The 22,047-nt window shown below is 46.3% G+C and carries 20 protein-coding genes; 12 read left to right on the top strand and 8 right to left on the bottom strand.

The annotated features are described in order from the left end of the window. Positions 1-96: 96 nt before the first annotated feature. Complete coding sequence (locus tag RJD38_RS12970; RefSeq protein WP_065545390.1) at positions 97-1,335, bottom strand: cysteine desulfurase-like protein; 1,239 nt, start codon at positions 1,333-1,335, stop codon at positions 97-99. Further along, positions 1,319-1,975 (bottom strand): 2OG-Fe dioxygenase family protein, encoded by a 657-nt coding sequence (locus RJD38_RS12965; RefSeq protein WP_065545391.1) that lies wholly within the window; start codon positions 1,973-1,975, stop codon positions 1,319-1,321. The genes RJD38_RS12970 and RJD38_RS12965 overlap by 17 nt, the downstream gene beginning before the upstream one ends. 398 nt (positions 1,976-2,373) lie before the next feature. Between RJD38_RS12965 and trxB the strand changes: the two genes are divergently transcribed. The 7 genes from trxB to RJD38_RS12930 all read left to right on the top strand — a co-directional run bounded on the left by trxB (position 2,374) and on the right by RJD38_RS12930 (position 12,567). Beyond that, the gene (trxB, locus tag RJD38_RS12960; RefSeq protein WP_005596573.1) at positions 2,374-3,336 is read left to right on the top strand and encodes a thioredoxin-disulfide reductase; all 963 of its coding nucleotides are present in this window, start codon (positions 2,374-2,376) and stop codon (positions 3,334-3,336) included. Between the two features lie 128 nt (positions 3,337-3,464). Next, positions 3,465-5,252 carry a heme ABC transporter permease/ATP-binding protein CydD gene (cydD, locus tag RJD38_RS12955; RefSeq protein WP_065545392.1) on the top strand — a complete coding sequence of 596 codons (1,788 nt, stop codon included), beginning with the start codon at positions 3,465-3,467 and terminating at the stop codon, positions 5,250-5,252. Then, positions 5,245-6,981 (top strand): heme ABC transporter ATP-binding protein/permease CydC, encoded by a 1,737-nt coding sequence (cydC, locus tag RJD38_RS12950; RefSeq protein ID WP_065545393.1) that lies wholly within the window; start codon positions 5,245-5,247, stop codon positions 6,979-6,981. Before cydD ends, cydC begins: the two co-directional genes overlap by 8 nt. Before the next feature lie 465 nt (positions 6,982-7,446). Next, positions 7,447-8,634 (top strand): M24 family metallopeptidase, encoded by a 1,188-nt coding sequence (locus RJD38_RS12945; RefSeq protein ID WP_005596566.1) that lies wholly within the window; start codon positions 7,447-7,449, stop codon positions 8,632-8,634. A gap of 37 nt (positions 8,635-8,671) precedes the next feature. Next, complete coding sequence (locus tag RJD38_RS12940; RefSeq protein ID WP_065545394.1) at positions 8,672-9,184, top strand: Lrp/AsnC family transcriptional regulator; 513 nt, start codon at positions 8,672-8,674, stop codon at positions 9,182-9,184. Positions 9,185-9,460: 276 nt separating this feature from the next. Next, positions 9,461-10,993: an NAD-dependent succinate-semialdehyde dehydrogenase gene (locus RJD38_RS12935; RefSeq protein WP_005596563.1), complete on the top strand. Its 1,533-nt coding sequence runs from the start codon at positions 9,461-9,463 to the stop codon at positions 10,991-10,993. Between the two features lie 158 nt (positions 10,994-11,151). Then, positions 11,152-12,567, top strand: a complete 1,416-nt coding sequence (locus tag RJD38_RS12930; protein ID WP_005596561.1) for an aspartate aminotransferase family protein — start codon at positions 11,152-11,154, stop codon at positions 12,565-12,567. Between the two features lie 70 nt (positions 12,568-12,637). Here the strand turns inward: RJD38_RS12930 and RJD38_RS12925 are convergent, their stop codons facing one another. The 4 genes from RJD38_RS12925 to RJD38_RS12910 form a co-directional block, all read right to left on the bottom strand. Next, positions 12,638-13,117 carry a peptide-methionine (S)-S-oxide reductase gene (locus RJD38_RS12925; RefSeq protein ID WP_065545395.1) on the bottom strand — a complete coding sequence of 160 codons (480 nt, stop codon included), beginning with the start codon at positions 13,115-13,117 and terminating at the stop codon, positions 12,638-12,640. Positions 13,118-13,189: 72 nt separating this feature from the next. Continuing rightward, a complete protein-coding gene (locus RJD38_RS12920) occupies positions 13,190-14,188 on the bottom strand; it encodes an FUSC family protein (protein ID WP_065545396.1) in 999 nt (332 codons plus the stop codon). Positions 14,189-14,362: 174 nt separating this feature from the next. Further along, on the bottom strand, positions 14,363-14,944 hold the full coding sequence (locus tag RJD38_RS12915) for an NAD(P)H-dependent oxidoreductase (RefSeq protein WP_065545397.1): 582 nt from the start codon (positions 14,942-14,944) through the stop codon (positions 14,363-14,365). 62 nt (positions 14,945-15,006) lie between these two features. Continuing rightward, positions 15,007-15,393: a MerR family transcriptional regulator gene (locus RJD38_RS12910; protein WP_367971353.1), complete on the bottom strand. Its 387-nt coding sequence runs from the start codon at positions 15,391-15,393 to the stop codon at positions 15,007-15,009. Positions 15,394-15,572: 179 nt separating this feature from the next. Between RJD38_RS12910 and RJD38_RS12905 the strand changes: the two genes are divergently transcribed. Then, positions 15,573-16,859 carry a DEAD/DEAH box helicase gene (locus RJD38_RS12905; protein ID WP_005596549.1) on the top strand — a complete coding sequence of 429 codons (1,287 nt, stop codon included), beginning with the start codon at positions 15,573-15,575 and terminating at the stop codon, positions 16,857-16,859. A gap of 132 nt (positions 16,860-16,991) precedes the next feature. Here RJD38_RS12905 and RJD38_RS12900 read toward each other — a convergent pair whose 3' ends face one another. Continuing rightward, positions 16,992-17,576 (bottom strand): hypothetical protein, encoded by a 585-nt coding sequence (locus RJD38_RS12900; protein WP_367971352.1) that lies wholly within the window; start codon positions 17,574-17,576, stop codon positions 16,992-16,994. A 25-nt stretch (positions 17,577-17,601) separates the two neighbouring features. Then, a complete protein-coding gene (locus RJD38_RS12895) occupies positions 17,602-17,952 on the bottom strand; it encodes a hypothetical protein (protein WP_065545399.1) in 351 nt (116 codons plus the stop codon). A 225-nt stretch (positions 17,953-18,177) separates the two neighbouring features. Between RJD38_RS12895 and RJD38_RS12890 the strand changes: the two genes are divergently transcribed. From RJD38_RS12890 to RJD38_RS12875, 4 genes are all read left to right on the top strand, one after another. Then, positions 18,178-19,275: a substrate-binding periplasmic protein gene (locus RJD38_RS12890; protein WP_197497791.1), complete on the top strand. Its 1,098-nt coding sequence runs from the start codon at positions 18,178-18,180 to the stop codon at positions 19,273-19,275. A 186-nt stretch (positions 19,276-19,461) separates the two neighbouring features. Beyond that, on the top strand, positions 19,462-19,704 hold the full coding sequence (locus tag RJD38_RS12885) for a hypothetical protein (RefSeq protein WP_065545401.1): 243 nt from the start codon (positions 19,462-19,464) through the stop codon (positions 19,702-19,704). Between the two features lie 157 nt (positions 19,705-19,861). Further along, complete coding sequence (locus RJD38_RS12880) at positions 19,862-21,070, top strand: IS4 family transposase (protein WP_032073033.1); 1,209 nt, start codon at positions 19,862-19,864, stop codon at positions 21,068-21,070. A gap of 88 nt (positions 21,071-21,158) precedes the next feature. After that, the gene (locus RJD38_RS12875; protein WP_005596542.1) at positions 21,159-21,653 is read left to right on the top strand and encodes a YcxB family protein; all 495 of its coding nucleotides are present in this window, start codon (positions 21,159-21,161) and stop codon (positions 21,651-21,653) included. The last annotated feature ends 394 nt before the right edge of the window (positions 21,654-22,047 follow it).

Here is a 22,047-nt window from a genome sequence, read left to right as displayed (position 1 = left end):
CATAACATCACTCATAAAACACAGAAAGCCGCTAGACGCGGCTTTTTTATTGGAACATTACAACTGAGCATCACCGTGTGATTAATGATCCCTAAATCAATCAGCAACACAAAAACGCTCAAGCGCGTCAAACAAACGATCTACCTCCGCCTTCGTGTTGTAATGCATCATGCCAATGCGTACCACACCGCCGCTTCTTTCTAGATCAAGTTGTCGCACCAAACCTAAAGCGTAAAAGTGGCCACTCCACAGACATATATTTTGCTCGCCTAACGCTTTAGCGACATTCACCGGCTCAATACCCGCGAACGTCAGTGCAAAAGTTGGAGTGCGCAGATTAGCGTCAGCCACATCCCGCCCCCACAAGGTTGCACCTTTCATTTTGCCTAAACGTAGCAAAAAATAGTCACTCAATTGAGTTTCATAGCGATTATAAATTTTAAAACTCTGCTCTAAACGCTCTCTGAGCGTCAAGCGCTCATCAGCCCATTGAGCGAGGTACTCAATCGTTGCCACCAGCCCTGCTAATGCTTCGAAGCTTTGTGTCCCAGTTTCAAAGCGTCCCGGCCCAAGATCCGTGGCAGGCTCCACTTTATAAGGCTGCAAACGTTGCATCCACTTAGGAGCAATATAAGCAATCCCGATATGCGGCCCACAAAATTTATAGGCAGAGCAGACTAAAAAATCACACTCAAGGGCTTGAACATCAATAAGGTGATGCGGCGCGTAGTGCACGGCATCCACATACACCTGAGCACCTACCGCTTTCGCCGCTGCAATCACTGGTGCAATATCGACAATAGATCCTGTGGTATTGGACGCTAATGTAATCGCAATTAAACGTGTCTTTTCGTTAATCAATGACAGTAGATGCTCTATATCAACGCTGCAATCTTGTGGATCCACTCGTGCCATAAAAACTTGAACGGACTTATCTTCCGCAGCCTGCTGCCACGTACTCACATTGGCATAGTGATCAAGGGCTGTGACAATCACCTCATCTCCCGCTTGCCAATTGCGGCTAATCGCCCGGCTCAAAGAAAAAGTCAGCGAAGTCATATTGGCGCCAAATACGATTGAATCGGCGCTGGGCGCATTCAACAACGCTTGGCAACTACTACGCGCGTCACTAAGCAATTGATTGGTTTTGTGGCTGGTAAAATAATGTCCCCCCAAATTGGCATTGGAGTAGCCTAGATAAGCGCTCATTGCATCGAGCACCGACATCGGCACTTGCGCCCCACCCGGCCCATCAAAAAAACTGACGGTTTGATTATTATGCCGCTGATGCAAGGCGCTAAATTGCGCTCGTACACGCTCAGGAGTGAAGCTCATCAACACCATCCTTAGCCGTCAAAACAAACACATCCATGTGACCTTCATTGTGGTGGTCAATCGCTCGAATAGGACAAGCGTTATGCCATAATTTGCTGTCGGCTAATAACGCCACTTCACCATTTTCCAGTACTTTCCTAAAAAATGGCGCTTCATGATTATCGTTATATAGCATTATTTCTCCGCCAACGATGTTATGGCGGTCAATACCAATAAGGGCAATATGATCAAAGCCATCTTGGTGCACACCTTCCGGTGCAACTTGTGTTTCGTCAAAGATAGCCGTCACACGTATCTGATGGATTTCAATCTCTTGCCCATTTGCAAGTTCATTGCTTTCGACAAACAAGGCGCACATTTCTTGCATTCCTTGGCTGGTTAGCGTCGCGTCAAGCAAAGGCTCAAATTGACGCACAATATCACCTTGAAAATGATTTATATCTTCAGATTGCACGAAGGCGTTTTTGTCCGTCGCAATCACCTTGCCGTCAACAAAGCGGATCACAGAATAACGGCGTAAACGATATTGCCCATCGGCGTGCTTAGTATGTGGCAACGTGCCAAATGAAGGGGAAAGTTGGCGAATCGCACTGCGGCTCAGTTGAGTCAGCTGCAGCGTATTCTCATGATTATGTATCATCATCGACTCCTTAATGAATATACACCTTTGCAAGTTTAACATTTTCATTACATTAACTATTGCGCATTAATTCCGACAAATCAACAAAACTCAAAATATGAATCGGTTAAATTAAACAATACAACACAGAACTCCACCAAAGACCAGCATAGTAGAGATATACACCAACATAAAATCCTAGCCTCATCTAAAACTAGATGAGTTGACTGGCCATCATGCGTTTGTTATTCAATTCAGCCGCTTAGCTTGGTTCTAAGCTATAGCCAATTATTTGTAATAGTTGGCTTGAATGTCCTTTTCCCCTCCCCAATATTTCTATTACAATCAGAAACAATCTCAACGTACAGTGAGCCCCACCTCGCCTAAGGCGTAGCTCGGGTAATGCTAATGGAGCGCTAATGAGCAACGTAAAACACTGCAACCTACTAATTCTTGGTTCTGGCCCAGCGGGCTACACCGCGGCAGTTTATGCTGCACGTGCCAACCTAAAACCAGTATTGGTGACCGGTATGCAGCAAGGTGGTCAGCTAACCACAACAACTGAAGTTGAAAACTGGCCTGGAGATCCGGAAGGTTTAACCGGCCCGGCATTGATGGAACGCATGAAAGAGCATGCAGAACGTTTTGAGACTGAAATGCTGTTTGATCACATCAACGAAGTGGATTTCAGTCAGCGTCCATTCCGTCTAAAAGGCGATAGCAGCGAATACACTTGCGATGCTTTAATTATCTCTACAGGTGCATCGGCTAAATATCTTGGTTTAGAGTCTGAAGAAGCGTTTAAAGGTCGCGGCGTATCGGCGTGTGCAACTTGTGACGGTTTCTTCTATCGCAATCAGAAAGTCGCCGTTGTCGGTGGTGGTAATACCGCCGTTGAAGAAGCCTTGTATCTTTCAAACATTGCCGCTGAAGTGCATCTTATTCACCGTCGTGATAGTTTCCGTGCAGAAAAAATCCTCATCAACCGTCTAATGGACAAAGTTGAAAACGGTAATATTATTTTGCATACCGACCGCACTTTGGAAGAAGTTGTGGGTGACGATATGGGTGTAACAGGCGTTCGCTTGAAAGATACCCAATCTGACACCATCGAAGAGTTAGCTGTAATGGGCGCATTTATCGCTATTGGCCACCAGCCAAACACCGCGATTTTTGACGGTCAGTTAGAAATGAAAGATGGCTACATCGTTGTTAAATCAGGACTTGATGGCAACGCAACCCAAACCAGTATCGAAGGTATCTTCGCTGCGGGTGATGTCATGGACCATAATTACCGCCAAGCAATCACCTCAGCAGGCACGGGCTGTATGGCCGCATTGGACGCAGAACGCTACCTCGATAGCCTAGCTGACAAAGCGTAAAATCGCCCTCAGCCGAGTTTACTCACATTTTTTCACTAAATCCCTAAAGCCCTGCGGTATTACCGCGGGGCTTTCTTTTGTATACTCAACCGTTCACAAATAATAAAAAACAGCAGTAAGCCTTCATAATGGATAAAAAGAAACAACGCGGCTTGAACAAGTGGCTTCGAGAGCAAAGTAAACTGGCTAAGCGCTGGCTACTCCTTGCTGTCGGTTTAGGCGTACTTTCAAGTGTTCTCCTTTTGGGGCAAGCAGCTTTGCTCGCTTCCATCCTTCATCAATTGATCATCGAACAAGTCGATAAGTCAGCGCTTATTGGCCAGTTTGCCACATTAGCGATTACCATCGCGTTGCGTGCCCTATGCTCATGGGGACGTGAAATTGCTGGTTACCGCTGTGGTGAACAAATTCGCATCTACATTCGCCAGTTGATTCTCGACAAACTGCGCGAACTCGGCCCTGCTTACATCAAAGGTAAGCCCGCAGGCTCTTGGGCTACCCTCCTGCTTGAGCAAGTGGAAGAAATGCACGATTTCTTCGCCCGCTACCTGCCGCAGATGTCTTTAGCGGTCATGGTGCCTTTTATTATTCTCGTGGTCGTCTTCCCTGTTAACTGGGCTGCCGGGGTAATCTTCTTACTCACCGCACCATTAGTTCCGCTATTTATGGCTTTAGTCGGCATTAAAGCTGCCGATGCGGGACAAAAAAACTTTAAGGCCTTGCAACGTCTGTCAGGTCATTTCTACGATCGTCTACAGTCGATGACCACCATTCGCTTATTTGACCGTACCAAAGCAGAAACAGAATTGATGCAAGGTGCTTCCGAAGTGTTCCGCTCACGCACAATGGAAGTATTACGTATTGCCTTTCTCTCTTCTGCAGTATTGGAATTCTTTACGTCGATCTCGATTGCCTTGACCGCGGTTTACTTTGGCTTTGCCTTCATTGGTGAACTTAACTTTGGTGGTTATGGCGCAGCCGTGACTCTGTTTGCCGGTATGTTTGTCTTGATCCTTGCCCCTGAGTTTTATCAACCGCTTCGCGATCTCGGCACCTTCTATCACGCCAAACAACAAGCGGTCGCCGCTGCAGAAAGTATCGTAGAATTTCTAGATACTGATGTTACTGCTGTAAAATCAGGCGATAAGCCACTGCAAAATCCTACCCACATCACCATCAAAGCAACTGATTTAGAAGTGTTTAGCTTAGAGGGTAAAAAACTGCTCGGCCCTATTTCGTTTGAATTGCATCCACAACAAACCACCGCTCTCGTGGGTCCAAGTGGTGCGGGTAAAACCAGCTTAGTGAATGCGATTTTAGGCTTTTTACCTTACCAAGGCTCTTTAACCATTAATGGGATTGAACGTACCGAGCTGAACCTAGCCGATTGGCGCAAACATATTAGCTGGGTTGGACAAAACCCATTGTTGGTGCACGGCACGATTCGTGACAACATCACGCTAGGTAAAGATGACCTTAGCGAAGCAGTCATCAAGCAAGCGTTGCAAGACTCGTTCGCCGCTGAATTTGTTGACCTGCATGGCCTTGATTATCCGGTCTCTGATCGCTCTGGCGGACTTTCCGTTGGTCAGGCGCAGCGTTTAGCACTGGCTCGAGCCATGCTGCAAAATGGCCAGTTCTGGCTATTAGATGAACCAACAGCCAGCCTTGATGCGCGTAGTGAACACCTTGTTACCCAAGGTCTCAATAACCAAATCCAAGAGCGAAGTGCGCTTATCGTGACTCACCAATTGGCCCCTCTGCAAAACGTGGAACAAATTCTAGTTATGCAAGACGGCCAAATCGTTCAAGCCGGAACGTTTGAACAGCTCTCTCAAACCGATGGCTTATTCCAACAAATGCTATCGGCCAATCAAGCCATGCAACACAGCAACGAGGGGAACTTAGATGCGTGATTTACTTCCCTACTTAAAACTGTATCGCAAACATTGGTTTGGCCTTACTTTAGGTATGCTACTTGCGCTGCTTACCGTCGGCGCTTCTATCGGTTTGCTAACGCTTTCTGGTTGGTTCTTATCTGCCGCAGCAGTAGCCGGTTTAACCATTGCCCGTGAAACATTCAACTACATGCTGCCCGGCGCCTTTGTCCGTGGCTGTGCGATGGGTCGAACCGCTGGTCGTTGGGGTGAACGCGTTGTTAGCCATAATGCAACGTTTAAACTGCTCACCGATCTGCGTATTTTCTTCTTTAAGAAACTTGCCCCTCTCGTGCCAGGTAAAGTGGCTAATTTACGTGATGCTGACCTGCTTAACCGCCTAGTCGCTGATATTGATGCAATGGACCATGTCTATCTGCGTCTTATCAATCCGGTTGTGGTTGGTGTGTTCGGCGTTGCTGCCTTAACTGCGGTTTTATATTGGTTTGATGCCACCCTTGGTTTAACGCTTGGCGGCATATTGCTGACTCTTCTCATCGTTTGGCCAATTTTATTCTACAAATTAGGCAAACGTAACGGCAGTGAACTAACGCAAAACAAAGCAGATTTTCGTATTACCACACTAGATTGGTTACAAGGCTACAGTGAGCTGACCCTGTTTGGTGCTGAAGAGCGCTACCGCAATGCGATTTACTCTGCGCAGGAAAAGCTACTAAAAAACCAACTGGTCAATGCGCACTTCTCTGGCTTGGCTCAAGCGCTATTGATGCTGGCAAATGGTTGGACATTAGTTCTGATGCTTTGGCTTGCAGCCGATGGTGTCGCGGGTGCCAAACCTGATCCAATGATTGCTCTATTTGCCTTCGCGACGATGGCCAGTGTTGAACTGCTAATGCCGATTGCAGGTGCTTTCCAGCATTTAGGTAAAACGCTAACCTCAGCTCGCCGCCTTAATGAAGTGATCTTAGCCGAACCAGAAGTTCAGTTCCCAGAAAGCCCAATTGCTCATAATGATCAGTTTAGCGTCGAATATCGTGATGTTAGTTTCACCTACCCAGATGGCCATCAACCCGTCGTGGGGCAAGTGAACCTTCATATTCCAGCAAAACATCGCATGGCGATTGTTGGTCAAACGGGTTCAGGAAAATCGACCCTAATCCAACTGTTGACGCGCTACTGGGATGTGAATCAAGGGCAGTTACTGATCGCCGGCAAACCGATTCAACAATGGAGTGAATCGCAACTGCGTGCCGCTGTTACTGTGGTCAGTCAACGTGTTGATGTGCTAAATGGCACGTTACGCGACAACTTAATCCTGGCTAAACCGGATGCTGATGACGAAGAAATCAGCCTTGCCCTGCACAAGGTTGGCTTGAGCAAACTATTACAAGGCGATACTCCAGAGAAAAGTGGTTTAGATGCTTGGCTTGGTGATGGTGGTCGTCAACTTTCCGGTGGTGAAAAGCGCCGTATTGGTATTGCTCGTGCATTGCTGCATAACGCGCCAATCCTACTGCTAGATGAACCCACCGAAGGTTTGGATAAACAGACTGAGCAACAAATCATGCGCCTGTTTGAGCAGCACTTCGCTGATAAAACCGTGCTGTTTATTACCCACCGTTTGGTCAATCTCGACAAGATGGATACGGTGTGTCTGATTGAAGATGGTCACGTCATCGAGCACGGTTCGCATCATGATTTATTAGCGCAAAAAGGTCGTTATTACGCGCTTAATCAGACGCTGTAACCGAGCGCTCTAGGCAAGCGCGATAACTAATACAGGCCAACTGCCACTATCTAACCTCAAAGGCCGAACTTATTGATTCGGCCTTTTTCCTCTCTCTGCTCTCCTCGCTCTCGCTTCTTTCTTCTCAATTCTCAATTCTCAATTCTCAATTCTCTAGAGTTATTTCACCTCCTCGCTTGTGAAAATCGCTTTTTTAGCACAAGCTGATAATTAACACATTTATAACATCCATTGCATCACTGGTGATAATCGGTGAAGGAGATTACCAAGATTGCCTCTTAACGAACGGTCAAACAACCAAGGCATATTCACCTCACCGGACAACAAGACAATTCAAGATAAAAGATCTATAGAAGCCCAGCAGCCAAGCTAACCAGCAATGACTGATTTCTTCACTGTGACGACCTTAGCAGAGCACAACGGCCACCAAAGGCACAGCTAAGTGATTCAATAAGGAGATTGGAAATGACAAGCTTTGCTTTGCATTTTGACCATGATGAATACCAACAGCGCTTGGTTAAAGTTCGTCATTCGATGGCAGAGAAAAACATCGACGTATTGATCATTCACGACCCGTCAAACATGTCGTGGTTGACGGGATACGACGGCTGGTCATTTTATGTGCCTCAATGCGTGGTGATTGGCCCATCTGATGATCCGGTTTGGTTTGGTCGCTGCCAAGATGCCAATGGTGCTTACCGCACGGTCTATATGTCTGCCGAGAACATCGCCTATTACCCCGATCACTATGTGATGAATCCACCGCTGCATCCAATGGCCTATCTCGTCGAGAGTGTTCTACAGCCAAGATTATGGGATCGCGGCAGAATTGGGGTGGAAAAAGACAACTACTATTTCAGTGCCACGGCGTTCGAATCTCTTAGCGACAATTTGCCTAATGCCAGCTTGGTTGATGCCACAGGGCTAGTGAACTGGTGTCGTGCAGTCAAATCAGAGACTGAACTTAACTATATGTATCGCGCCGCGCGGATTGTCGAAAACATGCATAGAGTCGCTTTTGACATGATTGAGCCGGGTTTGCCAAAACATCATTTAGTCGCCGAGCTCAATCGCCAAGCGATTTTGGGCCATGAAGATCATTTTGGCGACTACACCGCAATCGTGCCGCTATTACCTTCAGGGGCAGATGCCTCCGCCCCCCATTTAACCTGGGATGATCGCCCTTTTCGTAAAGGTGAAGGGACATTCTTTGAGATCGCCGGAGCGCATCGGCGCTACCACTGCCCGCTCTCTCGCACTATTTTTCTTGGAGAGCCCAGTGACAAATTCAAACGCGCCGATCATGCCCTAACAAAAGCCTTAGAAGCGGGTATCGAAGCGGCCCGACCGGGCAATACCTGCGCAGAAGTGGCGCAAACCCTCAATCGCATTCTCGATAAAGCCGGGTTCTCACGCCAAGGCGCTCGTTGTGGTTATCCCATAGGCTTGAGCTATCCACCCGATTGGGGCGAGCGCACCATGAGCCTGCGTGATAGCGACAACACGATTTTACAGGAAGGCATGACCTTTCATCTCATGCCGGGACTATGGTTTGAAGATTGGGGGCTCGAAACGACCGAAAGTATCGTGATCACCAAGCAAGGAGCCAAAACTTTGTGCGACTTTCCTCGTCATCTTTTTATCAAACATTAAGCCTCTACATCCAGCCGAAACAGCAAGGAGAACCGCTATGCGCTTAGATAAATACGACATGAAAATACTGCAAATTCTTCAGCATGATGGCCGTATTACTAAGTCGCAATTGGCGCAGCAAATCAACCTTTCCATTAGTCCTTGCTGGGAACGGGTGAAAAAACTGGAGCAGGCAGGCATCATTCAAGGATACGGCGCAAAAATCTCACTTAGCGAAACCAACAAGTGCACCACGGTTCTCGTGGAAATTTCGCTAAAACAGCACAACGCACAAGCGTTTAAACAGTTTGAGCAACAAGTTATTAAAACCGATGAAGTATTAGAATGTTACGCAACGGGGGGCGGCATTGACTATGTGGTAAAACTAAAGTGTGCTGACATCGACCAATACCAACGTTGTATCGACCGCTGGCTCGAATCAAATATGGGCATTGAGCGCTATTACACCTACATTGTGACTAAGATCGTCAAGCAACCAAAGCAAGTGATCGCCATCAATGAGGACGAAGCCAGCGTCATTCACCACTCCAAAGCCACAACGCGAAACTAGTTCAAATTCAGCCAGCCAAACTCGAACCGTCAACTCACGAAAACGTACACCATTTCAGAAAATTCACCACGTTTAACGCTTATTACAGAAAAAAATCACACCGCTTCTCGCCTAAGGTTTAACTATGAAAGCCGTTGGCTTGGTGTCTCCTTCAATCAGCCAGCTTCTTTCAAACGGTGAGTACACGCCATGATTATCTAAAACGTTTTACCGCCTCTCGGCTGTCGCTGTACTCACGCTTCTCTGTTAGAAAATAGACAAGTTGGAGGATTTGCCATGAGCACAGCTCGACGATTTGTTATTGAAGAAACCAAAGCCACACATGAAATGATGGCTGCCCTTACAGATGTGCGTCTGGTCCGTAACCTTGCCTACATTAATGGCAAGTGGATAAGTGGCGAGCAGTTTAATCCAGTTTATAACCCTGCCAGCGATGAAATAGTTGGTTACTCAACACAACTCAGTTGTGAGCAAATGGAACAAGCGGTTCTTGAGGCCGATAATGCCTTTAAACCTTGGCGACAATTACAAGCCGATCAACGTGGCGAATATCTGATGCGCTGGTACCAACTGATTCTTGAAGCCAAGCAAGACCTCGCCCATTTGATGGTGATAGAGCAAGGGAAAACCTACAGCGAAGCGCTGGGTGAAATTGAATATGGCGCCTCTTTTGTCCGCTGGTTTGCCGAAGAAGCAAGACGTAGTTATGGCGAAACCATTCCCAGCCACATTCCCAACGCGCAACTCTCTACCATTCGTGAGCCCATTGGCGTAGCGGCGCTCATTACCCCGTGGAACTTTCCTAATGCGATGATCACGCGTAAAGCCGCCGCTGCTATGGCGATTGGCTGCCCTGTATTAATCAAACCTGCCAGTGAAACGCCATTTTCCGCACTCGCCTTAGCCGAACTCGCTGACCGAGCGGGTATTCCCGCGGGGATATTCAATATCGTAACGGGTAAAGCCAGCACCTTTTCTCATGTCGTATGTCAATCCGATAAGGTCAAAGCGCTCTCCTTCACTGGCTCTACACCGATTGGCAAGCTGCTACTGAGTGATGCCGCCAGCACCGTTAAAAAATGCAGTATGGAATTGGGGGGCAACGCGCCGTTTATCGTCTTACCTGATATGGATATTGCCCAAGCGGCTCAGGCTGCTGCAGATGCAAAATTTCAAACCTCCGGTCAAGATTGCCTGGCTGCAAATCGCATCTTCGTTCACCACACGCACTACGATGCCTTTCTCGAACATTTCGCTCAACATGTTGAGCAGCAAGTGGTTGGCAACGGTTTAGACCCCGATGTCACCGTTGGCCCGCTGATTAATCGAAAAGCGGCTGAAAAAGCGATGCAATTGCTCAACGATGCACTGTCAAAAGGGGCGCGCATCGTCGCACAGAGTCCTTCCGCAAAAGGTCATACTTCAACCAGAGGTAACTTCTTCTCACCGACCCTTTTAGCCGATGTCACACCCGATATGGCGGTGTATCGAGAAGAGAATTTCTGCCCGTTAGCGGCAGTATTGCCTTACCACGATATAGACCAAGTAATTGAAATGGGTAATGACACCGAATATGGCCTCGCCGCCTATGTCTATGGTCATGATATTCACGATATATGGCGCTGCATGCGTGGCTTAGAGTTTGGCATGATCAGCGTAAATTCGGTGAAAATGACCGGTCATCCAATTCCCTTTGGTGGCATGAAACAATCCGGTCTTGGCCGCGAAGGTAGCCAACACGGCTTTGATGAGTTCAGCGAAATTAAATATTGCTGCTTGGGCGCGCTACCAACAGCTAGCGGCAGCTGAATATAAAAATAAAGTGGTGACTCGTTTCACCTTTAAAATTTTCACAATGCCTCTTTCACCATAAAAAAGGTGACGTAAAAAAGTAAATCTAGATAACGCTGCGGTTGTAATCTCCCTCTCGATTGAACCCGTAGCCCGACAATTAGGAGTGTTTTTAGATGGATAACAAAACTCAACAATTGCTCGATAGCGATCGCCAGCATGTTTTTCATGCCTCAACTCATCTCAAACAATATGCGCATGGCGAAGTTCCGGGGCGAATCATTACCGGCGCGAGTGGCATTCGCATTCATGACTCCTGCGGCAACGAATTAATCGATGGGTTTGCTGGTTTATACTGCGTCAATATCGGTTATGGTCGTGAAGAAATGGCTGAGGCCATTTACGAGCAAGCGAAAAAACTCGCCTACTATCACACCTATGTCGGTCATACCAATGAAGCGCTGGTTACATTATCTGAGCGTATTATTAATATGGCCCCTTCAGGCATGAGCAAAGTTTATTACGGCATGTCTGGTAGCGACGCAAATGAAACCCAACTCAAACTGGTTTGGTATTACAACAATGTATTAGGTCGCCCAGAGAAGAAAAAAATCATCTCTCGCGAGCGAGGCTACCATGGTTCAAGCATCGCTTCTGGCTCAATGACCGGCTTACCGCTGTTTCACGCCCATTTTGATTTGCCGCTTGAGCGCATTAAGCACACCATTTCCCCCTACTACTACCATCGCCGTGATGACTCAATGAGTGAGCTAGAGTTCTCCGCTTATTGCGCTTATCAATTAGAGGCAATGATTCTTGAAGAAGGACCGGAAACGGTAGCGGCCATGATTGCCGAACCAGTACTAGGCACAGGAGGAATTGTTCCACCACCAGAAGGTTATTGGTCTGCGATTCGACAAGTGCTCGATAAGTATGATGTGTTATTAATTGCCGATGAAGTGGTGTGCGGTTTTGGCCGAATCGGATCTCCGTTTGGTTCGATTCACTACGAAATGCGTCCCGATCTGATCACCATTGCGAAAGGGCTCACCTCGGCTTATCAGCCGCTTTCTGGGGTAATTGTTGGCGATAAAGTCTGGCAAATATTGGAAAACGGCACCGATAACTGGGGCGCATTTGGTCACGGCTATACCTACTCAGGCCATCCACTTGGCGCGGCGGCAGCCAACTGTAATCTGGACATTATTGAACGGGAGAACCTAATCCAAAAAGCGGCGGACAACGGCGCTTATTTACAGCATCGCATGGCAGAAACCTTCGCTGACCACCCGATTATTGGTGATTCACGTGGCGTAGGGATGTTACACGCACTAGAATTTTCATCACAGAGAGAGCGTCGTATGGCGTTTGATCCCGACATGAAAGTCGGCCCAATGATTGCTGCAGCATGTGGCGAAGCTGGCCTTATCGCCAGAGCAATGCCTCATGGCGACATTTTAGGCTTTGCTCCTCCACTCATCGCCACCAAAGACGACATCGACATGATCGTTGAAAAAGCCCATCACGCCATCAACAAGGTCACCGATCATCTGGTCACCAGCAAACAATGGCAAGTGATTAGGCTTGATTAGCATAAATGAAGAAGGCCAGAGTAATCTGGCCTTTTTCATTGTTCCATAACTGACATTCGAAGTTGGAAAGCTATTTTTGCAACTTGTATTTATGCAGTAAATCGAGCGGAATATGGCAGTAATCGTTAGGGTGATTTGTCAGCCTATCTTGATGCTCTAAATCACTCTTAACGTAACGGTGCATTGGCAAGACTTCCACGACGATCTTGTCTGCATCACTGCGCTGCGCAATATACTGTTTTACTTGAGAGAGATGATCAGCGTTGGTGCTATAGACGCCCGTTCGATACTTTTCGCCCACATCATCGCCTTGCTTGTTAAGACTATATGGGTCGATGATCTCAAAGAAAAAATCCATCAACTGAGCTATCGACACCTGCTGTGGATCAAACAGTGTTCGCACACATTCCGCATAACCATCATAAGGCGTACTTGTTGTATCACTAATGCCATTCACTCGTCCGGCTTCAGTGCTCATCACTCCCGGTAGGTGGCGCATGAATTCTTGTACGCCCCACAAACAACCACCAGCGAAATAGATTTCTTGCATCATCGTCTCCAATAAAACCAAGTATGTAAGCTCAAATTCTTTATCAAACCGCCCTTTAACCCACCGTTTAAATTAGCCTTTACTAGGTTGGTTAGGCCACCATTTCCTGCCTAAATGCAGTAAGCTTAAACTGACCATAACCCATCCACAGCCAATGAGAGTATCGATAAATCGCCACTGAATCAAAAACTCATCGCCGCCACTTTGCAGCATCGCCAGATCGACCACCAGCAACACAAACATACTCATTAACCAGCTAAAAATCATGTAATTTTGGCGAAGAAACATCGGCATAAAAAGGGCTGATAACACAATAATAAAGGACAACAGTGCGCTCGGGAAAAAGACCACCACAATATAGGCACTGATCACCCCCAACAAGGTTCCGGCAGTTCGCATCCAAATCTTGCGCCAAGCGGTCACCGTATCCACATTCATCACAAATAGAACCGTCAAACCAACCCACGAGACATGCTGAGCATTAAGCCATTGAGCACTCAAAATCGAAACCAGAACAGTAATCGGTAGCGTCATACCATACAGTGGGCCATTGATCTTCCCAGAACGCAGTTGTTGCCATTCATCCACCAGTGACCACCCATTGACCTGAGTGGCAAAATAGCGAGCTTGTAGAATGGTTAGAATCAATGCCAATACTCCGCCACAAAAGAAAGCAACACCCGTCATCAACGTAACCGGGCTTCCAACGGCCTCAAGTACAAACGCCGCCGCGACAAACTTTCCCAATAACGAAAAATATTTTTGTTCTATTGTGGGCTGACCAGCCAAATAACTGATAACCACAAGCACGATAATCGCCAGTTCGAAGTGACCGACCAACAACGTGCCCACGGCGCCAGCGAGAATGACTAATGCTACTCCGCCGATCATCGCTATCGCCTGATGCTTAACATGGCTGCGAGGATCGAGCCTCAAGGTAAATAGAGCGCCAAGAGTAATAAACACCACAATTTGGCTCTCAATCCAAGGTTGTAACAACAGAGGTAACCCAACTGCAGTTGCATATAAAACGCCGCGAATCCAATCATCTTTACTTGGTTTTGTTAGCACTACGATCTCCAAGTATTTTTTTGCACAATAAAGTGGCAAAAAACATCTTAATTTAGATACTCGAAGCATGACACAACCACGGAAAACAACAACAAAGAACCAACCATGAATATACAAACGACACGGGGCACAGAGCGGGATAGTCTAAGCAACCACGCTCTTTGGGAAAGGCGGTTACCCAACTGCACGTTTGCTGGCAAGCTTAACGACTTGCTTAGTCCACTTATCTCTTTGTACTGGTGTAGAGTTAATGACAGGACCAATGTAAGTCGCAGAGACACGTTTGAAGCCACTAAATTTTAGAATAGTACGCTCTAACTGCTTAACGACTGGATTACCTTGAAACCAACGATAGTAAAATGGTGGAGAGTCCATGGTGACAATCACATCGGCAGTGCGCCCTTTGAGCAACCTCTCCGGTATGGTTTTATTCTCCAAAAATTTGAAGGCGAAGCCGGGTAAAAAGGTTCGGTCAATTAAACCTTTCAATTTAGCAGGCATTCCGCCCCACCAAACGGGTAAAACAAATACCACATGCTCCGCCCATAAGATCGCTTGTTGAAAGTCGACCAAATCCGGCTCAAGCGCCTGAATCTCGTCGTAGCCACTGGTCAGGTCACAATCAAACTCAAGCGCATGTAACGAGATAAGTTTCACTTCATTATGCTTGCTCGAAGCGATATAACTGTTAGCCAGTTCAGCGCAAAAACTGTCAGGTTTTGGGTTACCGTTGACGACTAAAATTTTCTTACACATCATATTACTCCCTATAAAACCATAAGCTTACCGCTTGTCCTATAGGGCAGAGTCAATGCTTTTTAAGTAGGATTTAGACACTTTTCGATTTCAGAACGATACTGCTCAACTTTCTCTTTCTGCCTCGCTAATGCCTGCATATCATGATCAATTCTATTTAGCTTCTCAGCCAACAAGTCAATCGCTGCGTGCCAATTCAGTTCATTTCGTTCAACCATTAGCGAGCGCAAATCAGACAAACTCACGCCAAGGGTTTGCGCGTCTTTGATCAAGCGTACAAATTTAACATCACGCTCATCATAAATTCGATAGCGGCCTTGCCGCTTAATATCAACCAGTAGCCCGAGTGATTCATAGAGCCGAATCGCTTTAGGCGAGGCTCCTGAACGTTTTGCTATTTCACCGATATACACGTTATTACTCCATGTCATATTGAATACGCTAAGCACGAAAACATCTCGTAAACACTATATATTCGCAATTACTTTAATGAAATCAATTCACTTTAAACACTAAGCGCGCATCATGCTTTCATTACTCTCCCTTTAGTTTTGTCATTCCTCTACTTAAGCGCAGGTAAATACGCTAGAATGCGCGCCATTCTCTTTGTATTGAGCTTTTACTATTAATGACTACTGCGACAACACCAGCCAACTTTGCTGAACTAAACCTGATTCAACCCCTGTTAGCACGACTAGCTGAGCTTGAATATCAACAACCTACGCCGATTCAAGCACAAGTGATCCCAAGTGTATTGGCAGGCCGTGATTTGATCGCTGGAGCGAACACAGGTTCAGGTAAAACAGCCGCTTTTGCGCTACCAATGTTGCAGAACATTTTCATTAATCAGCATCCAAGCCTTTACCGAAAAAATAACTCAGTCACTGGGCTTATCTTGGTGCCTACTCGTGAGCTGGCAAAGCAAGTGGCGGACAACATCAAGTCTTACGCGACTCACTTTAATGGCGCGATGAAAACCGTGTGTGTGTTCGGTGGTGTATCAGTAAACAGCCAAATGCTCGCGCTACGTGGCGGTGCTGATATCTTGGTGGCCACTCCGGGTCGTTTACTTGATCTAATTTCAAGCAATGCCGTTAAACTCGATCGAGTAAAAACCTTAGTACTGGATGAAGCAGACCGCATGTTAAGCCTTGGTTTTACCGAGGAACTGTCAGAGCTGTTGGCACTGCTGCCAAAACAGAAGCAGACCTTATTGTTTTCAGCAACCTTCCCTGAAGAAGTGCAAGCGCTAACTCAAGAGCTATTGAATAACCCTGTTGAAGTGCAACTGCAAAGCAGCGAAGCTAGCACGCTTGTTCAACGTGTGTTTACCGTAGATAAAGGCAAAAAAACCGCGCTGCTGGCTCACCTAATTAAAGAAAATGACTGGCGCCAAGCACTGATTTTCGTCAATTCGAAAAACGGCTGTGAACATCTTGCCGACAAGCTCTACAAACGTGGTATTTCAGTTGAAGTATTCCATGGCGACCAAAGCCAAGGTGCGCGTACTCGCGTATTAGAAGATTTTAAAGCGGGCCAGCTTGATGTACTTATCGCTACTGATATCGCAGCGCGTGGTTTGGATGTGGAAAAACTGCCTGTGGTTATCAACTACGATTTACCACGCAGCCCATCAGATTACATGCACCGTATTGGCCGCAGTGGTCGTGCTGGCGAAGTGGGCTTAGCGCTATCGCTAATCGATTACGAAGATTACCACCACTTCAAAGTGATTGAGAAAAAGAACAAAATTCGTCTTGAGCGTGAGCAAGTACCGGGCTTTGAAGTGGACGAAACCATTACTGCTGCCATGCTTGAGGCAAACAAGCCAATGGCAAAACCAGCAGGTACGGGCAAAAAGAAACGTAAAAAGAACCAAGCCGCTCAAGGTGACGTTTGGTTGAAAAACAACTAACAATCACAGTCTACATTGCCTATCGCGAGTAGGCAGACACACTTGCCCACAGCAAATAGACAAAGATAAAAGCAAAAAGCAGCCATTGGCTGCTTTTTTGTTATTACGCATCTTTTTGTTAATACACTTCTCTTAAAGGCTGCTACTAGACTCACTTCCTCGCGAGTCAATGGCACTCCGTAAAGCTTTTAGCGGCACCACACCGCGAATATAAAAACCTAATTCAGATTGCTCACCATAGAGTAAGTAATTCGTCTCATCGAGTTCATACCATGCTTGCGTAATGCAAATAAAACCACGCGAGGTGCCTTTAATATAATCGCTCTCAATTTTGTAATCGCACTCTTTTGTCGCTGGTAGATGGAACGGTGTGACAATCTCAACCTTCTTATGCTCTGTGCCCACCCATTGTGTGTAAATGGAAAGAAGAGCATAAGCGGCAGAGACCCAATACAGCATTAATAAAAGGCCGCCACCAAACAGAGACTCCACTACCTTCAAATAACGATTATTAAAATGCGGCTTAAGGATCGACATTTTTCGACCATAAATGATCGTCAATGCCATCAGCAATATCGCGACACCCCCACCGAATATTTGTACCGATTTAATCGGCACAAAATCACTAAACAGCCCGATGAGACCTAAAATCATCGTCACGCCAAGCAAGAGAGTAATCGCCTTCTCAGCGGTGCTTTTCTTTTTCAACTCGTTCATTGTCCACTTACTGCTAAACCCAAGGCTAAAACACCATGACATGATCCACTAAAATTCGACCATCACGCTCAACCATAACCATTTCTGCGACATACTCACCGTCTACTTTGCTGAACGCCTGCTTCCAAACAAGAGCGAATGAATCTGGTCTGCGAAACAAAGCCACACGCTCACGTTGTGTAAAAAAGCCTTTCTCGTCTTGATAATGAACACAAACCCGTTGGAGATATTCTGGCGTCACGAAATCCCGCATTCGCTGGGTAAAATCTCGAGTATGCTGAGCATGATCAATCATCGTAGAACCCGCCATTAGATTGTCCATCAGATCATCGGCGATCTGCCACACTCGCTCGTCTGACATGTGCGCAAAATTCATTCTCACGTCTCTGTTTTGGGATTTTCGCCAAGCCTGCCACTGTCGTGGAATAAGCACAACTCGCAAGTGAACGTCATTGACGAAAATAGTCAGCAATGCGCGAAGAGTCACAAAGGCTAAGCTATCGACAAAGCCAAAGCACAGCTGAGGTCGACGCCAGCGTAAGCAAAAGTACCGCTATACTGATAAGAAACAAAGTAAATAAGGAGCGATTGAGGCGTGATGATGAAAACAATAACAACCGCTAAACTCAGTTTGCTGCTTACGTTCCTCATGGTTTTCTCGGCCGCACCATCCATGGCAGAAAACAACACACTCGCCAACATTAATGTCGGGACATACAGTTGCCCACCCTTTGTGATCATAGAGGGAGATGGCAGTTACTCTGGATTAAGTCTGTTTTTGTGGCAAGAGATCGCCTTAGATCTCGGCGTAAGCTACAACATCACCGATCACGGCCTGAGCGAATTGATCGATGATGTTGCCAACGGCTCATTGAATGTCGGTGTATCCTGCTTGTCCATCACGCCACAAAGAGAAGAAATCCTCGATTTCTCCCATTCATTTTACGAAACCCATTTAGCCATCGCCGTTAAGCAGCAAGGCTACCTCGCTTCTATCGGTAACATTTTCACCAACACCAAACTGCTCTATATCATCGGTTTTGTGTTTGTGCTTGCCGCGATCGTTGGGGTTATTTACTACTTACTCGAACACCGGATTAACGACAAGCTCTACTCCATGCCGGGTAAAAAAGCGCAAATGGTCGAAGGCTTTATCCTTGGCTTATTGTTTATTACCAAAGGCCCCTTTAACTATTTTGAATTTAAGACCCTACCAGGGCGAATACTCACCGTCTTTCTGGCAATTTTTACCACCTTCTTTATTGCTAGCGTGACCGCCGTGCTCGCCAGTACCTTCACCTTGGGTCTGCTTAATAGCGACATCAAAAACGTTAACGATTTGGCCAACATGTCTGTCGGCGCGAAAAAATCGTCGACCTCTTCGGAGTACCTGATCTCTCAAGCGATTGTGCATCGTACTTACGCAGATATAGACCAACTTTTACAAGCACTCGACGGGAATGAAGTCGATGCCATCGTTGCCGACGACGCGGTGCTCAAATACCTGATTAAGCAAGCCAAAGAACAAGGCCAATACGAACAATTAACGGTGCTACCGTATCGATTTGAAAAGCAAAACTATGGCCTCGCGATTGAAAACAACAGCCCATATCGAGAACAGATTAATCGTGCGCTGCTCAAAATCCGTCACAGCCCAGAATGGCGACAAGTACTGCATGAATACTTTGCTGAAGAATGAAGATGACCACGAATTTAGCCATTTGCAGTTTGAGCGCTCCTTCCTTGCGTCATTCGTCCCGATGACAGACCATTGGATTGCTGTATTTACATTCACTTTTTATGGTTATAATGCCTGATTGGAAATAACGATAAATGCTTGCGAGCTTTGCCATAGAGACTCGCCATTCACACTAAAAGACTGACTATGAATTTTGATATCGATGCACTAAAACACCACCAACTGGTCGAAGATGGTCAACTAGAGGGGTGTTACATTCATCAGCCTGTACAGGGCAGTCAACCAAACGACGAAGCGGTTGTGGCAGAGCGCCAAGCGTTGGAGAAGATGGGGCACAAGGTAATGCAGGTTCAAACCAAAGGCGGCACAACAACGTTTGCCGAGGCAATGCAACAATTTGCGAAGAAGACAGGCCACCAGCCCCGCTAATTGTCCCAACATAGAATCAACCTTGTTAATGATAAGCTCGGCGCTGCGCGCTGAGGAATCCCCTAATGATTTTGATAAAAATCATAAATTTAAGGTAGATGCACATCTTGTCATGTGATCAAATGGTTCTGAGAAAAATCAATAACCAGACAACAAGATGTGCGAACTCGATATTTTACACGACTCTCTTTACCAATTCTGCCCTGAATTGCACTTAAAACGACTCAACAGTTTAACGCTGGCTTGCCACGCATTACTTGAATGTAAAACGCTCACTCTTACCGAACTTGGTCGTAACCTGCCAACGAAAGCCAGAACAAAACATAACATCAAACGAATCGACAGATTGTTAGGTAATCGTCACTTGCACAAAGAGCGACTCGCTGTATACCGTTGGCATGCCAGCTTTATCTGTTCAGGTAATTCGATGCCCATTGTTCTTGTTGACTGGTCTGATATTCGTGAGCAAAAACGGCTTATGGTATTGCGGGCTTCGGTGGCACTACATGGTCGTTCTATTACTCTTTATGAGAAAGCCTTTCCGCTTTCAGAGCAATGTTCAAAGAAGGCTCATGACCAATTTCTAGCCGACCTTGCAAGCATTCTACCGAGTAACACTACACCGCTCATTGTCAGTGATGCTGGCTTTAAAGTGCCATGGTATAAATCCGTTGAAAAGCTAGGTTGGTACTGGTTAAGTCGAGTCAGAGGGAAAGTGCAATATGCAGATTTAGGTGCGGAAAACTGGCAACCTATCAGCAACTTACATAGCATATCCTCAAGTCGCTCAAAGACTTTAGGCTATAAGAGGTTGACTAAGAGCAACCCAATTTCATGTCAAATTGCACTGTATAAATCACGTCCTAAAGGCCGAAAAAATCAGCGTTCGACACGGACTAATTGTCATCATCCGTCACCTAAAATCTACTCCGCTTCGACAAAAGAACCATGGGTTTTAGCGACTAACTTGCCCGTTGAAATCCGAACACCAAAGCAACTTGTTAGGCTCTACTCGAAGCGTATGCAAATTGAAGAAACCTTCCGAGACTTGAAAAGCCCAGCCTACGGTTTAGGCCTCCGTCATAGCCGAACTAGCAGCTCAGAGCGCTTTGATATCATGCTGCTAATCGCCCTAATGCTTCAACTGACATTTTGGCTTGCTGGAGTTCATGGTCAGAAACAAGGTTGGGATAAGCACTTCCAAGCTAACACTGTCAAAAATCGAAATGTACTCTCAACAGTGCGCTTAGGGATGGAAGTTTTGCGGCATTCTGGCTACACAATAACGAGGGAAGACTTGCTCGCGGCTGCAACCCTGCTTGCTCAAAATCTATTCAAACATGGTTGTGCTTTGGGGAAATTATGAGGGGATCCCTCAGCGCTGCGCGACCATGCCCATGTTGAACGCTCGCAACATGGAAAACTCATTCACAGAAACCTAGAAGTAATCATAGATGTCTAAAGATTTCGATTTCACTACAGAATATACGCTCGACAAGCCTTTCTTTGCTGAGTGTTATGATCAAACAAGCCAACCCGTTAAATTCCCACACGCGTATTTAAAAGGACTGCTCTTTCTTATTTTTGGTGTGGTTTTATTAGAGTTTGAGCTATTACCTAACGGTTATGTTGGTTGGTTCTTTATCGTATTGAGTGTTATTGAAGCCTTCAGTGTTTATTGCAAGCGCACATGGTGGTTATGGCGACAAACCATAAGCTCGAGCCGCATGAGAAAAGTGCAGCTGCAAGTGAACGCTGATGGTGTGACTTATAAAAGTGGTAAAATCAACCGCAAACTCGGCTGGAGTGAAATCGACCAACTTGAACAAACCGATTTAGGTTTCATCCTGCATATCGGTAAACAACGTCAATACGTGAGTAAATCTTGCTTAAATGAAGAAGTAATTGCGTTCATGGTTGAGCAGCACGCCGCATCTCAATCCAAGTAACCTTATTGCGCCTCGCGATAAGCTAGTATCTCAAAGCAAGTCATCACTTTCTCAGTAAACAAGGCGAATCGATTGGTTCGCCTTGTTTGATCTTGGGCTTGGTGAATTAAGAGAGGCTATCCCGCTGACTGACTTTATGGTTTTCTTTAGCCTTGTGAAAGCGAGAATCTAAGCCCCCTGAGGGCCTGTAACCCTCCCCATTCACCGTCATTCCCGCGAAGGCGGGAATCTAGTGCGTATCGAGTTATTGTTAGGCGAATGATTATTTAGGAAACACTAAAACCAAAAGCGAGATTCCCTTTTTCAAGGGAATGACAAACGAGGATCATATGAGTATTGATTGGTCTTCGTCTAACTCGTTAGGCACCGAAGTACGTTAAGGCGACCTAAAACC

This window comes from Vibrio scophthalmi, from assembly GCF_040869025.1.
Taxonomy (GTDB): domain Bacteria; phylum Pseudomonadota; class Gammaproteobacteria; order Enterobacterales; family Vibrionaceae; genus Vibrio; species Vibrio scophthalmi.
The sequence above is the reverse complement of the archived record's forward strand: the minus strand, read 5'-3'. Positions and strand labels throughout refer to the sequence as shown.

Excerpts from the sequence above, each read along its gene's own strand:
- RJD38_RS12970 (WP_065545390.1), bottom strand. The coding sequence starts at position 1,335 with ATGAGCTTCACTCCTGAGCGTGTACGAGCGCAATTTAGCGCCTTGCAT.
- RJD38_RS12965 (WP_065545391.1), bottom strand. The coding sequence starts at position 1,975 with ATGATACATAATCATGAGAATACGCTGCAGCTGACTCAACTGAGCCGC.
- trxB (WP_005596573.1), top strand. The coding sequence starts at position 2,374 with ATGAGCAACGTAAAACACTGCAACCTACTAATTCTTGGTTCTGGCCCA.
- cydD (WP_065545392.1), top strand. The coding sequence starts at position 3,465 with ATGGATAAAAAGAAACAACGCGGCTTGAACAAGTGGCTTCGAGAGCAA.
- cydC (WP_065545393.1), top strand. The coding sequence starts at position 5,245 with ATGCGTGATTTACTTCCCTACTTAAAACTGTATCGCAAACATTGGTTT.
- RJD38_RS12945 (WP_005596566.1), top strand. The coding sequence starts at position 7,447 with ATGACAAGCTTTGCTTTGCATTTTGACCATGATGAATACCAACAGCGC.
- RJD38_RS12940 (WP_065545394.1), top strand. The coding sequence starts at position 8,672 with ATGCGCTTAGATAAATACGACATGAAAATACTGCAAATTCTTCAGCAT.
- RJD38_RS12935 (WP_005596563.1), top strand. The coding sequence starts at position 9,461 with ATGAGCACAGCTCGACGATTTGTTATTGAAGAAACCAAAGCCACACAT.
- RJD38_RS12930 (WP_005596561.1), top strand. The coding sequence starts at position 11,152 with ATGGATAACAAAACTCAACAATTGCTCGATAGCGATCGCCAGCATGTT.
- RJD38_RS12925 (WP_065545395.1), bottom strand. The coding sequence starts at position 13,117 with ATGCAAGAAATCTATTTCGCTGGTGGTTGTTTGTGGGGCGTACAAGAA.
- RJD38_RS12915 (WP_065545397.1), bottom strand. The coding sequence starts at position 14,944 with ATGTGTAAGAAAATTTTAGTCGTCAACGGTAACCCAAAACCTGACAGT.
- RJD38_RS12905 (WP_005596549.1), top strand. The coding sequence starts at position 15,573 with ATGACTACTGCGACAACACCAGCCAACTTTGCTGAACTAAACCTGATT.
- RJD38_RS12900 (WP_367971352.1), bottom strand. The coding sequence starts at position 17,576 with ATGAACGAGTTGAAAAAGAAAAGCACCGCTGAGAAGGCGATTACTCTC.
- RJD38_RS12895 (WP_065545399.1), bottom strand. The coding sequence starts at position 17,952 with ATGAATTTTGCGCACATGTCAGACGAGCGAGTGTGGCAGATCGCCGAT.
- RJD38_RS12890 (WP_197497791.1), top strand. The coding sequence starts at position 18,178 with ATGAAAACAATAACAACCGCTAAACTCAGTTTGCTGCTTACGTTCCTC.
- RJD38_RS12885 (WP_065545401.1), top strand. The coding sequence starts at position 19,462 with ATGAATTTTGATATCGATGCACTAAAACACCACCAACTGGTCGAAGAT.
- RJD38_RS12880 (WP_032073033.1), top strand. The coding sequence starts at position 19,862 with ATGTGCGAACTCGATATTTTACACGACTCTCTTTACCAATTCTGCCCT.
- RJD38_RS12875 (WP_005596542.1), top strand. The coding sequence starts at position 21,159 with ATGTCTAAAGATTTCGATTTCACTACAGAATATACGCTCGACAAGCCT.